This window comes from Devosia lucknowensis, assembly GCF_900177655.1.
In the GTDB taxonomy this organism is placed as follows: Bacteria; Pseudomonadota; Alphaproteobacteria; order Rhizobiales; family Devosiaceae; genus Devosia; species Devosia lucknowensis.
This window is the reverse complement of record NZ_FXWK01000002.1, coordinates 745,905-759,760: the sequence shown is the minus strand read 5'-3', so window position 1 is coordinate 759,760 and position 13,856 is coordinate 745,905. Positions and strand designations below refer to the sequence as shown.

13 protein-coding genes and 1 pseudogene are annotated in these 13,856 nt (G+C 64.2%); 6 read left to right on the top strand and 8 right to left on the bottom strand.

Annotated elements, in window-relative coordinates; translation table 11 throughout:
• Positions 1–55 precede the first annotated feature (55 nt).
• A complete protein-coding gene (locus CCK88_RS15985; protein WP_086471566.1) occupies positions 56–1,294 on the bottom strand; it encodes a penicillin-binding protein activator in 1,239 nt (412 codons plus the stop codon).
• A gap of 81 nt (positions 1,295–1,375) precedes the next feature.
• On the opposite strand from CCK88_RS15985, the gene rsmI reads away from it, so the two are divergent.
• The 4 genes from rsmI (at position 1,376) to CCK88_RS15965 (ending at position 4,268) form a co-directional block, all read left to right on the top strand.
• Complete coding sequence (gene rsmI, locus CCK88_RS15980) at positions 1,376–2,263, top strand: 16S rRNA (cytidine(1402)-2'-O)-methyltransferase (protein WP_086471565.1); 888 nt, start codon at positions 1,376–1,378, stop codon at positions 2,261–2,263.
• On the top strand, positions 2,232–2,618 hold the full coding sequence (locus CCK88_RS15975; RefSeq protein WP_086471564.1) for a YraN family protein: 387 nt from the start codon (positions 2,232–2,234) through the stop codon (positions 2,616–2,618). Before rsmI ends, CCK88_RS15975 begins: the two co-directional genes overlap by 32 nt.
• Positions 2,619–2,626: 8 nt before the next feature.
• Positions 2,627–3,571: a glutathione synthase gene (gshB, locus tag CCK88_RS15970; protein WP_086471563.1), complete on the top strand. Its 945-nt coding sequence runs from the start codon at positions 2,627–2,629 to the stop codon at positions 3,569–3,571.
• Positions 3,572–3,641: 70 nt separating this feature from the next.
• The gene (locus tag CCK88_RS15965) at positions 3,642–4,268 is read left to right on the top strand and encodes a MarC family protein (protein ID WP_086471562.1); all 627 of its coding nucleotides are present in this window, start codon (positions 3,642–3,644) and stop codon (positions 4,266–4,268) included.
• A gap of 225 nt (positions 4,269–4,493) precedes the next feature.
• On the opposite strand, the gene CCK88_RS15960 is transcribed toward CCK88_RS15965, so the two are convergent.
• The 3 genes from CCK88_RS15960 to galE all read right to left on the bottom strand — a co-directional run bounded on the left by CCK88_RS15960 (position 4,494) and on the right by galE (position 7,936).
• Entirely contained in the window at positions 4,494–5,669 is a 1,176-nt protein-coding gene (locus tag CCK88_RS15960) for an SGNH/GDSL hydrolase family protein (protein ID WP_170926523.1), read from the bottom strand.
• Positions 5,670–5,739: 70 nt separating this feature from the next.
• On the bottom strand, positions 5,740–6,936 hold the full coding sequence (locus tag CCK88_RS15955; RefSeq protein ID WP_170926522.1) for a lytic murein transglycosylase: 1,197 nt from the start codon (positions 6,934–6,936) through the stop codon (positions 5,740–5,742).
• Between the two features lie 13 nt (positions 6,937–6,949).
• Entirely contained in the window at positions 6,950–7,936 is a 987-nt protein-coding gene (galE, locus tag CCK88_RS15950) for a UDP-glucose 4-epimerase GalE (protein ID WP_086471559.1), read from the bottom strand.
• A 99-nt stretch (positions 7,937–8,035) separates the two neighbouring features.
• On the opposite strand from galE, the gene galU reads away from it, so the two are divergent.
• Entirely contained in the window at positions 8,036–8,920 is an 885-nt protein-coding gene (galU, locus tag CCK88_RS15945) for a UTP--glucose-1-phosphate uridylyltransferase GalU (protein ID WP_086471558.1), read from the top strand.
• A 51-nt stretch (positions 8,921–8,971) separates the two neighbouring features.
• Here the strand turns inward: galU and CCK88_RS15940 are convergent, their stop codons facing one another.
• The 4 genes from CCK88_RS15940 to CCK88_RS15925 all read right to left on the bottom strand — a co-directional run bounded on the left by CCK88_RS15940 (position 8,972) and on the right by CCK88_RS15925 (position 12,718).
• Positions 8,972–10,237 carry an outer membrane beta-barrel protein gene (locus CCK88_RS15940; protein WP_086471557.1) on the bottom strand — a complete coding sequence of 422 codons (1,266 nt, stop codon included), beginning with the start codon at positions 10,235–10,237 and terminating at the stop codon, positions 8,972–8,974.
• Between the two features lie 107 nt (positions 10,238–10,344).
• Complete coding sequence (locus CCK88_RS15935) at positions 10,345–10,794, bottom strand: NfeD family protein (RefSeq protein WP_086471556.1); 450 nt, start codon at positions 10,792–10,794, stop codon at positions 10,345–10,347.
• A gap of 6 nt (positions 10,795–10,800) precedes the next feature.
• The gene (locus CCK88_RS15930; RefSeq protein ID WP_170926557.1) at positions 10,801–11,778 is read right to left on the bottom strand and encodes an SPFH domain-containing protein; all 978 of its coding nucleotides are present in this window, start codon (positions 11,776–11,778) and stop codon (positions 10,801–10,803) included.
• A gap of 103 nt (positions 11,779–11,881) precedes the next feature.
• Positions 11,882–12,718, bottom strand: a complete 837-nt coding sequence (locus tag CCK88_RS15925; RefSeq protein WP_086471554.1) for a glycoside hydrolase family 25 protein — start codon at positions 12,716–12,718, stop codon at positions 11,882–11,884.
• Positions 12,719–12,899: 181 nt separating this feature from the next.
• Between CCK88_RS15925 and CCK88_RS15920 the strand changes: the two are divergent.
• Positions 12,900–13,826: pseudogene (locus tag CCK88_RS15920) on the top strand (YifB family Mg chelatase-like AAA ATPase); the annotation flags it as partial.
• Between the last annotated feature and the right edge of the window lie 30 nt (positions 13,827–13,856).

Sequence of the window (13,856 nt, the reverse complement as noted above, 5' to 3'; positions counted from 1 at the left end):
CTCCCGTCATATCCCTTCCTTCAGCTGCAGCCTGCTTCAGTCGATCCGGGAAATCCTAGATCTTCGCCGCATCCACCGTCGTGACCACACCCCCTGCCCCGATCTGTTTGATCGCCAGCGCATAATCGCTGCGACCGTTCGCCTGGAAGCGGAAAAGTCCGTCGCGCCCGGCAAAGCCCGAAGGATTGGTCAGCAGCTGCGCGCTATAGGGCGGCACCGCCTTCGACAGCGTGTTCACATTGGCCAGGATCACTGCCGTATAGGCGATGGTCGCCATCTGTGGCGGCGCCGCGCCGAACTGCCGCTGGTAGTCGGCGCGGATGGCATTGAGCCCGGCGTCGTCCACTCCAGGGAAAACGGCCCCGACAAGCGCCGCATTGGTCGCCAGCTGCGGGTCGGCGCTCCAGTCGGCCGAACCCACCAGTTGCACATCGTCCCTGGCCACCCCCGCCTGGGCGAGCAACCCGGCAAAAGTTGGCGCCGTGGCCCGGTCGGGGACGAACAGGGCGTCGAGCATCATCCGCTCGACCAGCGGCTTGGCCTGATTGATGATCCCCTGCGCTTCACTGACATCGGAAAACGTATAGACGGCGCTCGGATTGAAGCCGGCTGCAATCGCCTGCGTCCGGAACGCTGATGCCAGGGCCTCGCCATAGGGCGTCGACGGGAAAATGCCCGCTGGTCCGCGCCGCCCCTGTTCGCGCAGCCAGGTCAGCGCCCGTTTCATCTCGGTTTCGGGCAGCACGTTGAGCACGTAGACATTGGGGCCGGCCACGCTGCCATTGTTGGCAAAGCCGATCATCGGGATATTGGCGGCCCGCGTAACGGCCGCGGCGGCGCTGATCTGCTCGGCCGTCAGCGGACCCAGCACCAGCTTGGCGCCCTCGGCGACCGCGGCATTGGCGGCGCTCACCGCCCCGGCCGCGCCGGTGCCGGTATCGCGCAGCGACAGGGTTATGTTCTCCGCAATATTGGCATTGGCTTCGATGAACTGGATGGCCAGGCGCGCCGCATTGGCCAGCGCCACCCCCAGTTGTGCCACGGCCGGATCGCCCGACAGCGGCAGCAGCAGCGCCACCGTCACCGATCCGCGCCCGATGCGCTGCGATGGCATGGTCGGCGCAGCAGATCCGAGCGGCGCGCCACCGGTTTGGTCGGCGCTGTCCCACGGGAAAGAAAACGACCGCGATCCCAGTTGCAGCGACCCCGGCGAGCAGGCCGCAACGAGAGCGGCCAGCCCGGTCATCACCGAGCGGCGGGTCCAGCGCGTCGCTGTCTCACCTTTTCGCACCACGGCCGTTCCAAGTGCTCACAGTCTGTTAACAAATTGTACCCAATTCGTTAATCAAGCATTGAAATCCGGGAAGGCGCGGCGATGAACGAACACAAATCCGACTATTTCATCGCCGGCACCCGTTTCACCGCCCCGGCACTGGCGCCCGGACTCTATGTCGTTGCCACGCCTATAGGAAATCTGCGCGACATCACCCTGCGGGCGCTCGAAACCCTGGCGGCGGTCGAACTGGTTCTCTGCGAGGATACCCGTACCTCCGCCAAACTGCTCGACCACTATGGCATCTCGGCAAAACGCCAGGCTTTTCATGAACATAACGAGCGGGACAAGGCCGAATACATCGCCGGCCGCATTGCCTCCGGCGCTGCCATCGCCCTCATATCCGACGCCGGAACCCCGCTCCTGTCCGACCCCGGCTTCCCGCTAATCCGGACCCTGGCCGAACAGGACCTGCCGATCTTCCCGATCCCCGGCGCCTCCGCCCTGCTCTCGGCGCTCGTTGTTGCGGGCCTCCCAACTGACGCGTTCGCCTTCCACGGCTTCCTGCCACCCAAGGCTGGCGCGAGGGCTAACGTCTTGGCAAAGCACGTCGATTCACGTGAAACACTGATCTTTTACGAGTCTCCGCGACGTCTCGACGGCACGCTAGCCGCCATGGCCGAGGTGCTCGGGGACCGACCCGCCGTCGTCGCGCTGGAGCTGACCAAGCGCTTCGAGCGCACCATGCGCGGGAGCCTCTCCGAACTGGCGGCCCGGTTTGCCGATGATGAGACCAGGGGCGAGGCGGTGATCGTCGTCGCCGGTGCCGCCGAGCCCAGCGCGCCCGCCGCCGAGGACTGGCAGGCGGCACTCGGCAAAGCCATGCAAGATCAACCGCTTCGGGCCGCGGTCGACGAGATCGCCGCCCGGTTCGGGCTCAAGCGCAAGGACGTTTACGATGCCGCCCTCGCCCTCAAGAACGCCGAGTGACAAGCGCCGCAAGGCCTATCGAAGCGGCCACCGCGGCGAGGCACTGGCCGCGCTTTTCCTGCAACTCAAGTTCTACCGCATCCGCAATCGCCGCTACAAAACCCCGGTCGGCGAGATCGACCTCGTGGCCGAAAAGGGCGCCAGCATCATCTTCATAGAGGTCAAGCAGCGCGCCCCGGATGCCGACGAGTCGCTGACCTATGCGGCGATCCATCGCGACAGGATCGTCCGCGCCGCCCACCTTTGGCTCGCCCGCAATCCGGAGGCCGCCGGCCGCGATTTGCGCTTCGACGTGATTCTGCTTGCACCCGGGCGCTGGCCACGCCATCTCATCAATGCCTTTCCAGCTTTCTGAGAGTAGTCATGTCGCTCAAAGTCGCCGTCCAGATGGACCATGTCGCAACCATCAATCCGCGCGGCGATTCGACCTTCGCCATGATGCTCGAGGCCCAGGCCCGCGGACATGAGCTCTTGCACTACACACCCGACACCCTGTCCATGCGCGACAATACGGTGAGCGCTCTCGCCCAGCCCATCACCGTCACCGATGCCGAAAAGGGTCAGCATTTCACCCTCGGCGAAGCGCGCCGCGTCGATCTCGGCACCCAGGACGTGGTGCTGATGCGCCAGGATCCGCCGTTCGACATGAACTACATCACGCTCACGCACCTGCTCGAGCGCATCCATCCCAGGACGCTTGTCGTCAATCCGCCCGCCGCGGTCCGCAACGCGCCCGAGAAGATTCTCGTCACTGAATTTCCCGACCTGATGCCGCCAACCCTGGTGACCCGCGACCGGGCGGAAATTCATGCCTTCCGCAAGGAGCACGGCAACATCATCGTCAAGCCGCTCTACGGCAATGGCGGCGCGGGTGTGTTCTTCATCCAGGAGGGCGACCACAATCTCGCAAGCCTGCTCGAACTGTTCGAGGCCAATTACCGCGAACCCTTCATGATCCAGAAGTACCTCCCCGATGTGCGCAAGGGCGACAAGCGCATCATCATCATCGATGGTGAGCCGGTCATGGGCCTCAATCGCATCCCCGCCGATGGCGAGGCGCGCTCCAACATGCATGTGGGCGGTCGTCCCGAACTCTCGCCGCTGACCGAGAGGGAGCAGGAAATCTGCGCGCGGATCGCCCCGGCGCTCAAGGCGCGTGACATGATCTTCGTCGGCATCGACGTGATCGGCGGCTATCTTACCGAAATCAACGTCACATCGCCCACCGGCATTCGTGAGATCAAACGTTTCGGCGGTCCCGACATTGCCGTGCTGATCTGGGATGCCATCGAGAAGCGCCGGGCCTGACGCAAGGCGGCGCGGGGTTGGCGCGGCGCGGCAAATGCCCTAGTGCTTGGGGCGGATCCGGGGGCCGAGCATGAACACTTTCCTTGTCGCCTTTGCCACGCTGTTCGCAACGGTGGGCGTAGCCGACATCGCGTTCATTTTCGCCGCTCTGACCAAGGACAACACCCCGGCCCAGCGCCGCATCTTCGCCACGCGCGGCGTGCTGGTGGCACTGGGCATCCTGCTGTTCTTCGCGGTGCTGGGCAATGCCATCCTCGATGTTTTCGGCATTACCATTCCGGCGCTCCGCACCGCCGGCGGCATTCTGCTGCTGCTCATCGCCATCGACATGGTGTTCGCACGCCATTCGGGTGGCACCGGTACGACCGACGAGGAAGAAGTCGAGGCCCGCCAGAGCCACGACATCTCGATCTTTCCGCTTGCCATGCCGTTGATGGCGGGTCCCGGAGCCATTTCCGCGGTCATCCTGCTGACCACCGGCGCCGAGTCCACATTCGAATTCGGCCTGGTTCTGGCCGCCATCATCGTGATTCTGGCGCTCTGCTGGCTGACTTTGCTGATCGCCATTCCCATTCAGCGCCTGCTGGGGCTTACCGGCCTATCCGTGGTCTCGCGTATCGTCGGCATTCTCCTCGCCGCGCTCGCCGTGCAATTCGTGTTCGATGGCATCCGCGCCAGTGGCCTGCTTGGCGGCTGACGTCCCGTTCGGAACAATTTGACGTATTAAGCAAGTCTTAACGCTGTCATTGCGGCTGGCAGACAGGTGGCGCAATGCTCATGCAGCAAACCTGACCGGGAAACGACCCATGCGTCTCGCCGCTGCACTCCTGCTTCTGATCTTCGCCATCATGGCCACCAGCGCCGCCGGCACGACTGCGGCGCGTTCGGAAATGCTCGCCCCTGTGACTGTGGAGCTCCTGAACTAGGGGGCTTCGCCGCTGTCGCGCTCAGGCTCGAGACCGACGCCGAAGGCATCGACACGCCCCTGGGGCGCCTGCATCAACTGCTCCAGCGAAAAGGCGGCCGGCGCGTCGCCGGCAGTTCCCGCCAGCACCAGATCGCTGGCACGGTCCGGAACCCGGCTCAGCGGCATCACGGCCCCAGCCACTTCCAAGAGCCTGATCTGTCCGAGCCCCTGATAGGGTGGGCGCAGCATCTGTGCGGCATCAGTGCCCTGGAGCGGGTCCGCCACGGCAACGCTCACCTGACCGCCGCGATAGAAGGTGCTGATCGACTGGCTGATATAGAAGGCCAGCTTGTCGGCGCCGGCCGCCGAATAGTGGATGCCGTCGTCCTTGCGCATCAGCGCATTCTGTCCGTTGACGTCGGGTCCGTAGGCGGCATAGCGCCCTTCGGCATCGGCAAAGCGATCGTAGATGTCGACGAATTCGGCACCGTTGGCAAAGGCGGCCATGCGGTGCAAGGCGCTGATCTGGTTCATCGCCGCCGAATACTGGCTCCGCTCCATCGGCGGCAGTCCCATCCAGATCACCGGTTTGCGCGCTGCCCGCAGCTGCCCGAGAAAACTGTTGAGCCGGGCCTGATAGATATTTGTCCATCCTTCGCTGAGCGCCGGATAGGTCTGGCCGCTGGCCGTGATTTCCTGACGGTCATTGATGCCGATGATGACCACGGCAATATCGAAACTGTCGGCTGCGATCTGCTCGGCGATTGCCGCATTCCAGTCGAAGAAATCATCACGCACGAAACCCGACGAATTGACCCCCTGGCCGATGACGACCAGGTTTGGATCTTCGGCGTAGAAGCGCTCCAGCGCCTTGGTAAGGTCTATCGCCAGCGAGTCACCGAAAACGGCCATCCGGGTCGCGTCGGGCGATTTGTCGACCACCGGCTTGGGAGGTGGCAGCGCCGCCGTGGGCCGGGGGGCCGTTTGCCGCGGCTGCGATTGCGGTTGTTGCTGGACTTGCGGCGCGGGAGCCGGCTCCTCTCCGAACAGGAGGTCGAACAACGTCCGGCGGCGTGGTGCCTCGGCCTGGGCAACCTGGATGCGGTCTCCGGCTGCGGCCTGTGCGAGAGCCGGGCCGACATCGATCAGCGCCACACACACCACCAATAAAGCCAGAACAAGCCGCTTCATGTCCGTTCCCATGTTCGCCCGAGCCTTGTAGCAGGCGCCGAAGTTCAAGGCCACGTTGCTCCCACGAGCGTTATCGCACCGCTGCCGCCAGCGCGTCGTGAGCGGCGCGGGTCACGAATCCATCAGCGACCTCGCCGCGCATGGCCTGGAACCGGGCATAGGCGGCTTGCGTCACCGGACCGATGCGTCCATCGACAACGCCGTTGTAAAGGCCGAGCGTGATCAGTGCCTGCTGGATGGACTGCCGCTGCGCCAGGTTCGGAAATTGCGTCTGGCGCGGCCAAGAGGCGACGAAACCGCCGCCGCCCTTCAATCGGTCGGTCAGGTGAGCGACAGCAAGGGCGTAGCTGTCGGAGAAATTGTATCCCTTGAAGACCAGGTAGTTGGCCGTCATCAGGAATTTGGGACCGTCCTTGCCGGCCGGCACATAAAGGAAGACCGGTGTCAATGGATCGGCGAACTGTCGTCCGGCCACGCGGGTCACGCCGCGTTCGGCGAAGAAAGATACCGGTCGCAGCTGGTCTCGCGTCGCCAGCAGATAGTCGAAGCCTTCGGGCACGAGCACCTCGAAGCCCCAGTCGAGCCCGGGCTGGTAGCCCAGGCGCCGGAGATAGACAGCGCTGGTGGCAAGAGCATCGGCAAGCGAATTGTGCAGGTCCACGCGCCCATCGCCATCCCCATCGGTGCCGTTGGCGAGCACGTTCGACGGGTTGACCTGCAGGTGCCCGATGGCGCCCGCCCATGATCCCATCGGCGAAACGCCGCCATTGAGAGCCGCAAGTTTCAGCGCCGCAACGAAATCGGCCTTGTCTTCGGCGAACCGGCTGCGCCGCTGCCAGGCCACCGTTGCCAGCGACCGCACGATCGGGCGGATCAGCTTGGCATTGCCCAGCACCGCGCCATAGTCGGTCTCCATCCCCCAGATGGCGCCCAGGATATAGGGATCGACACCATATTGCTGGGCTACGCGGGCAAAGAGCTCCTGGTTCCGGCCCATCGCCGCCTTGCCGCGCTCGATGCGGGAGCCGGTAATGCGCGTGTCGAGATAGTCCCACACGGGCGTCGTGAATTCCGGCTGCGTCTCGACAAGGCTGGGAACACTCGGATCGGGCGCAAGGCCGGCAACCGTCGCATCGTAAAAGCCGCCGTCGATGCCGGCCGCCACAGCTTCGGCACGGAAGCTGGAAAGGAAGTCTCCAAAACTGTCGGTGGGCTGGGCAAACGCAGGAGAGGCGAATGCCAGCCAAACGATCGCCATCCACCGCATGGTTCGTCCCTTCCTAACGGTTGCGGGTGAGCAGGTGCCGCTCCCACGCATACGCCGTTTCGACGATTTCGTTGAGATCATCGTGCTGCGGAACCCAGCCCAGGAGACTGCGCACCTTTTCGCCGGTCGCAGTGATCGACGCCGGGTCGCCGGCTCGGCGAGGTGCTTCGTCGGCCCTGAGGTTCACGCCCGAGACCTGGCGCACCGTTTCCACCACCTGGCGCACGGAATAGCCCTGCCCATAGGCGCAGTTGAGCGTGGTGCTGTCGCCGCCGCCACGCAGATGCCGCAGCAGCAATGCATGGGCGGCGATCAGGTCCGTCACGTGAATGTAGTCGCGCACGCAGGTGCCATCGGGCGTCTCGTAGTCGGTGCCGAAAATGTCCATTTTCTCGCGTTTGCCTAGCGCCACCTGGCAGGCCACCTTGATCAGATGCGTGGCCTCGGGCGTCGACTGGCCCGAACGCTTCTGCGGATCGGCCCCGGCGACATTGAAGTAGCGCAGAACGCCATAGGTCATGTCATGGGCGGCGGCGACATCGGCCAGCATCCATTCGGTCATGAGCTTGGACCGGCCATAGGGCGACATGGGATTGAGCGGCGTGTCCTCAACCACCGGAGCCAGCCCGGTCATGCCGTAGACGGCAGCGGTCGAAGAGAAGATGAAGTGCTTCACCCCACCCCTGACCGCGGCCTCGATCAGGTTGCGCGATGTGGCGGTGTTGTTGGCATAATATTTGAGCGGATTGGAGACTGACTCCGGCACCACGATCGAGCCGGCGAAGTGCACGATCTCGGTGATCTTGTGCTTCTCGATGAGCTTGAGCACATGCTCGATATCCCCGGCATTTCCCGCCTCGAAGCGGGCGCGCCCGTCGATGGCCCAGTCGAAACCGGTGACCAGATTGTCGAGCACGACCACGTCCTCGCCGGCATCAGCCAGATTGAGCACCATATGGCTGCCGATATAGCCGGCGCCGCCGGTTACGAGGACCGTCATGCTTTGTCTCTCCGTTTTGGAAATGCTATTGAACGCAACGATATGCGCGAGACGTTGATTTAGCTTTACGTCCAAATCGCGTCCACCAGGGAGAGTTCATTGTCCAAACGCGTCCGTACCGCAGTCTTCCCCGTTGCCGGCCTCGGCACCCGCTTCCTGCCCGCGACCAAAGCCATGCCCAAGGAGATGCTGACCGTCGTCGACAGGCCGCTGATCCAGTATGCCGTGGACGAGGCGCGCGAGGCGGGGATCGAGCACTTCGTCTTCGTCACCGGGCGCAACAAAGGCGTCATCGAGGATCATTTCGATCGCCAGTTCGAGCTCGAAGCGACGCTCGAAAGCCGCGGCAAGAAGGCGGCGCTCGACGAATTGCAGAAGGACCTGCCGTCTGCCGGACGCACCAGTTTCACCCGCCAGCAGGAGCCGCTGGGCCTCGGTCACGCCGTCTGGTGCGCCCGCGATATCGTGGGCGACCAGCCTTTCGCGCTTCTGTTGCCCGATATGATTTTTCGCGCCAAGCCGGGCGTGCTCAAGCAGATGATGGACGCCTACGACGAGCGGCCGGGCAACATTATCGGCGTCGAGGAATGCGCTTGGGAAGATGTCTCGTCCTATGGCGTCGTGGTGCGCGGCGAGGGACCTGACCAGGGCTTTGCCATCAATGGCATGGTGGAAAAACCCAAGCGCGACGAAGCGCCGTCCAATCTTTTCATTTCCGGCCGCTATATCCTGCAGCCCGAAATCTTCGCCCTTCTGGCCGAGCAGACCCGCGGCGCAGGCGGCGAGATCCAGCTGACCGACGCCATGCAGACCCTGATGGGTCAGCAGGCCTTCACCGGCGTTAAATACGAAGGAAAGGTCTACGACTGCGGATCCAAGCTGGGCTTTCTGACGGCCAACGTCGTCTTTGCCCTCGATCGCGCGGACATCCGTCCTGGCTTCATCGACGAGTTGCGCAAGCTCGACCTGGGCGACAAGCTCTAGGCGCAAGGCTTCCACGGCAGCGCGCGCGGCCTGCCGCGCCCTGCTGTCCCCTCAGCGCTTCAGCGTCACCCCGAGGCTGACCGAATGACTGTCGGTGACGCCATTGAGGCTGTTGTCGCGGTGCGAATAGGCATAGTCGGCCGATAATGCCGTGCGCGAATTGAACTTGTAGTCCGCGCCGGCACCGAAGCCGTGGCGGCGTTCTGTTTCTCCGCTGCCCTCGACAGTCGATAGGCCCCAGTCGGCCGAGGCACGCAGGCGCAGCCAGGAATTGACCGTGTAACTGGCGCTGGCCGTCGCGATGTGGGCGACCCGCGCCGTACCCCCGACGTCGGCGCCGGTCGGCTCGATCGTGGTTGACAGCGCGGCCGTGAGGTTCAGCGTGGTATCGGGCGAGTAGGCGATGCTGGCGTCGTAAAGTCGGGTGGTGATGTCGGTGAGCCCGGCATCGTCGAAGTCGTGCTGGCCGACGCCCACCGAGGCACTTGCCGATAAAAGCCCGTTCCAGCTGCCGCTCACGCCACCGCGCAGGCTGCGGCTGGTGGCGTCGTTCTTGATGCCGCTTGTGCCGGCCTGGTCGAACCAGTCACGACCAATGTCTGCTTGGGTGAAGACGTCGAAGATCGGTGTGGCCTCGACTCCGAGCCGCAGACCGACATCGCCCTGCCAGACATTGTCGGCGGAATTGTCGGTGAGACCGGTATCGGTGCGGGTGGTGGGGCCGTAAAGCGTGCGTTCGAGGTCGCCAGTGACGCTGAGGTCGAAGCGGCCGAAGCGTCGCTCGACGGCGCCGCTCAGTGCTGCCGTCAGCACCTGCGGCGGCACCTCGACCAGCGGATTGGCGCCGGGCGCTCCTGGCAGGTCCTGACTGAGCCCGATGCGGGCCGAGCCCGAAGCGGTGGTGTCTCGGCCCAGCGCCGTGACGGCATCGAGTTGCAGATTGAGGCCAGTGACACCGAGCGTGCCGTCGGTATTGCGCGCGAGGGACGCGCCCCCGTTCAGCACGAGGTCAGTGCGAACACCCTGATGCGTCGCGGTGAAGGCCGGGTTGAGCGTCGTTACGAAACTGTTGCCGCCGGTCGCCGCCGTGTAGCTGCCCTTGAGGCCGATGGACCAATCGAGCTCGAACGGTGGATGCGCCGGCTCGTCCGGCACGGCGAAACCCTCGGGCATGGGGGCGCTGGGGTAGATTCCAGCCTCGAGCCGCTCGCCGTCCAGCGTCTTGTCGGCAACCGTCACCGGATCGGCCCATGCGGCACCGGCCAGCGCCGTACTTGCCAACAGGACACCCGCGATGATGAGTTTCTGCCGGGCCACGTCCCGCTCCGCATATCATGCCGGCAGGACCCGGAAGCCGGCCAGACCCCTTGGGTCGAGCCGCTATCCTCTCAGCTTATGGTTAACGAAAGCTTGCGGGCGAACGCTTATGCGGCTTCCACGGTCAGCACGGCGCCACTGGCCCCGGTGATCCGCACGCGCTGCCCTGCCGGCAGGTCGGGCCCCGCCACGCGCCAGATGGTATCGCCCAGAGGCAGCCTGCCAAAACCACCGGCTATCGGCTGCTGCAGAATAGCGGTCTGGCCGATGAACTGCTCCGCGCGTTGGTTGAGCATTGGCCTGTCCGTCTGTGCATGCCGGTGCCGCGTCAGCCGCACCCAGACCAAGATCGAGACCAGCGACAGGACGCCGAAGATCAGCCACTGCACCGGCCAGTCGAGGGGTTGAAACAGCACCAGGACCCCCGTCAAAATGCCTGCTATGCCCATCCAGAGCAGGAAGCCGCCGGGAACCACCAGTTCAAGCGCGAGCAGCACGAGCCCGGCAATGATCCAGCTCCAGGGCGCATTCTCTGCCAGGAAGGCGATGACCTGCATGCTGGCCTATCCCTGGCTCTGCGGCGTCGTGTTGGGCGGCCTGCTGGTGGACCGTGGCTGGTTCGGTTTTTCCGCCCCGAAGGTTTCGCGGGCGATTTCGGCAATGCCGCCGATGGCGCCAATGACGCTGGACGCTTCGACCGGCAACATCAGCAGCTTTTGGTTGGGCGACGTGGCGATCCCCTCCAGCGCCTTGATATAGTTGTTGGCCACGAAATAGTTGATGGCCTGCACACTGCCCGAGGCTATGGCGTCTGAAACCAGTTGCGTGGCCTTGGCCTCGGCCTCGGCGGCGCGTTCCCGCGCTTCCGCGTCGCGGAAGGCAGCTTCGCGGCGACCCTCGGCTTCCAGCACCTGTGCCTGCTTTTCGCCCTCGGCCTTGAGGATGGCTGCCTGCCGCCGACCCTCGGCTTCAAGGATCGTGGCGCGCTTCTCGCGCTCCGCCTTCATCTGCCGGCCCATGGATTCGACCAGGTCCTTGGGCGGATCGATGTCCTTGATTTCGATACGGGTGATCTTGACGCCCCAGGGCGACACGGCTGTGTCGACCACGCGCAGCACCCGGTCATTGATCTCGTCGCGATGACTGAGCAGCTCGTCGAGATCCATCGAGCCCATGACCGAGCGGATATTGGTCATGGTGAGGTTGAGGATGGCGTTTTCGAGATCGGTCACCTCGTAGGCGGCCGAAGCGGCGTCGAGGATCTGGTAGAAGGTCACGCCATTGGCCGTCACCGTCGCGTTGTCGCGGGTGATGACTTCCTGGTGCGGCACGTCCAGCACCTGCTCCATGACGTTGATCTTCTTGCCGACCACGTCGATGAACGGCACGATGAGGTTGAGCCCGGGCTTGAGCGTGCGTGTATATTTGCCGAAGCGCTCGATCGTGTAGTTGTGGCCCTGCGGCACGGTCTTGGCGCCGGCAAACAGCACCAGCACGGCCAGGATTCCCAGCGCGATAAGCACCACGCTCAGCCCGTCGATGCCGAAACCGTTGAGAAAGTCCATGACCGTTACCCTTTATACCTGACGCGCCGCGACTTTATGCGGCGCGCTTCGGCTTGGGTAGCGGCAATTTGGGGGCAGTCTATTTCGCGAACTGGCAACGCCCGCTGGCCTGCAGCGTCGCCATGGCGCGTGGGTCGCAGCCGGTGGACAGGAACATCAACCAGTCGCCCGTCGAACCGTAGAAGACGTTGCGATCGACTTCGCCCTTTACGCCCGGCACGACGCCGGTCTGGGTATACTGCCAGAAGGTCCATGGGCGGTTCTTGTAGCGCTCATGCGGTTCTGCAGCGGTGGAGCGCAGCCAGAACGTGTTGGGCAGGTAGACATCTTCCAGGATGTCACGATGGAAGTTCATGTCGGTATAGATGATCGGCAGCTTGCCGGTATGGCGCTCCATGGCCGTCAGCATGACATTGATCTTCTCGAGCGCATCGGCCTTGCTCGGCTTGACTTTGCAGCTCGAGTGATTGTTCCACTCAAGATCCAGCACCGGCGGCAGCGCGCTCGGGTCCGCGGGAACGTTCTGGACGAACCAGGCCGCCTGTTCTGCCGCCGTCGAACACCATGTCATGAAGTGATAGGCGCCGCGCGGCATGCCGGCATCGCGCGCCCGCTCCCAATTCACGCGGAAATTGGGATCAATGTAGTCCTTGCCCTCGGTGGCCTTCATGAAAACGAAGTGGATGCCGGCGCCGCGCGCCCGGGCAAAATCGACATTCTCCTGATAGCGCGCCACGTCGATACCCTGGATGGGCATGCCGCGGGCGCGATCGACCTTGGCGTGCGGCCGGTTGTCGCCGGGAATGGCGCCATAAAGACCCCCCACGCTGCCGCAGGCGACCAGCGCCGCGACGGCGAGGCTCAGAACGGCGCCGCGAAGGACGGCGGAGACGGAGCGACGGGCAGAAAAGACCATGGATCGAAATACTCGTGGCGCAGAATAAACTGCTATTGAATCAACATGCTGGGGTTAATGGAGTTTTAGGGTAACCAGTGTGGCAGCCCACATGGTTAATAGACCATTTTCTGTTCTTTCTTCGTTCTTGTTAACTATTTCCGCCTCTGCTAGCTTTGCCGGCATTGAGGGGGCTCGCACGATGGTCACGCGCGTGACGACTGTGGCGTTTCAAGGCATCGACGCCGTGCCGGTGGACGTTCAGGCGCATATCGCGCCCGGCTTCCCCGGCCTTGTCCTCGTGGGCTTGCCGGACAAGGCCGTGCGCGAAAGCGGCGAACGGGTACGCGCTGCGCTTACGGCCTCGGGTCTGGGCCTGCCGCCCAAGCGCATCACCATCAATCTCGCTCCGGCCGATCTTCCCAAGGAAGGAAGCCACTACGATCTGCCGATCGCCCTGGCGCTTATGAGTGCGCTGGGTGCCATCCCGCAGGACGCATTGGACGGATATATGGCGGTGGGCGAACTTGGTCTCGATGGAAGACTGGCGCATGTCGGCGGCGTGCTGCCCGCAGCAATGGCCGCCAGTGCGCGGGGTCTCGGCCTCGTCTGTCCGACTGGGTCCGGACCGGAGGCGGCCTGGGCCGGTGACGATCTCGACATCATAGCCGCCGACAGCCTCGTCGCCCTCGCCAATCATCTCACCGGGCTGCAACTCCAGGCGCGCCCCAAACCCGGACGGCAGCTTGCCGACGCCGCACAACTGCCTGATCTCGCAGACGTGCGTGGTCAGGCCGTGGCCCGGCGCGCGCTCGAAGTGGCGGCGGCCGGCGGGCACAATCTCCTGATGGTTGGTCCGCCCGGCGCCGGCAAGTCGATGCTGGCCGCCCGGCTGCCATCGATCCTGCCGCCGCTTTCGGCACGCGAACTGCTCGACATTTCCATGATCCAGTCCATCGCCGGAGAACTGGCCGGCGGCGTGCTGTCCGACCGGCGTCCCTTCCGCGCACCCCACCATTCTGCCTCGATGGCGGCGCTGGTGGGCGGTGGCTTGAGGGTCCGTCCCGGCGAAGCCAGCCTTGCGCATAACGGCGTGCTCTTTCTCGACGAGCTTCCAGAATTTGCCCCCAGTGGTGAAAACACCAAAGTTCTGCTTTAA

Coding starts and splice junctions, on each gene's coding strand:
- rsmI (WP_086471565.1), top strand. CDS start 1,376: ATGAACGAACACAAATCCGACTATTTCATCGCCGGCACCCGTTTCACC.
- CCK88_RS15975 (WP_086471564.1), top strand. CDS start 2,232: ATGCCGCCCTCGCCCTCAAGAACGCCGAGTGACAAGCGCCGCAAGGCC.
- gshB (WP_086471563.1), top strand. CDS start 2,627: ATGTCGCTCAAAGTCGCCGTCCAGATGGACCATGTCGCAACCATCAAT.
- CCK88_RS15965 (WP_086471562.1), top strand. CDS start 3,642: ATGAACACTTTCCTTGTCGCCTTTGCCACGCTGTTCGCAACGGTGGGC.
- CCK88_RS15960 (WP_170926523.1), bottom strand. CDS start 5,669: ATGAAGCGGCTTGTTCTGGCTTTATTGGTGGTGTGTGTGGCGCTGATC.
- CCK88_RS15955 (WP_170926522.1), bottom strand. CDS start 6,936: ATGCGGTGGATGGCGATCGTTTGGCTGGCATTCGCCTCTCCTGCGTTT.
- galE (WP_086471559.1), bottom strand. CDS start 7,936: ATGACGGTCCTCGTAACCGGCGGCGCCGGCTATATCGGCAGCCATATG.
- CCK88_RS15935 (WP_086471556.1), bottom strand. CDS start 10,794: ATGCAGGTCATCGCCTTCCTGGCAGAGAATGCGCCCTGGAGCTGGATC.
- CCK88_RS15925 (WP_086471554.1), bottom strand. CDS start 12,718: ATGGTCTTTTCTGCCCGTCGCTCCGTCTCCGCCGTCCTTCGCGGCGCC.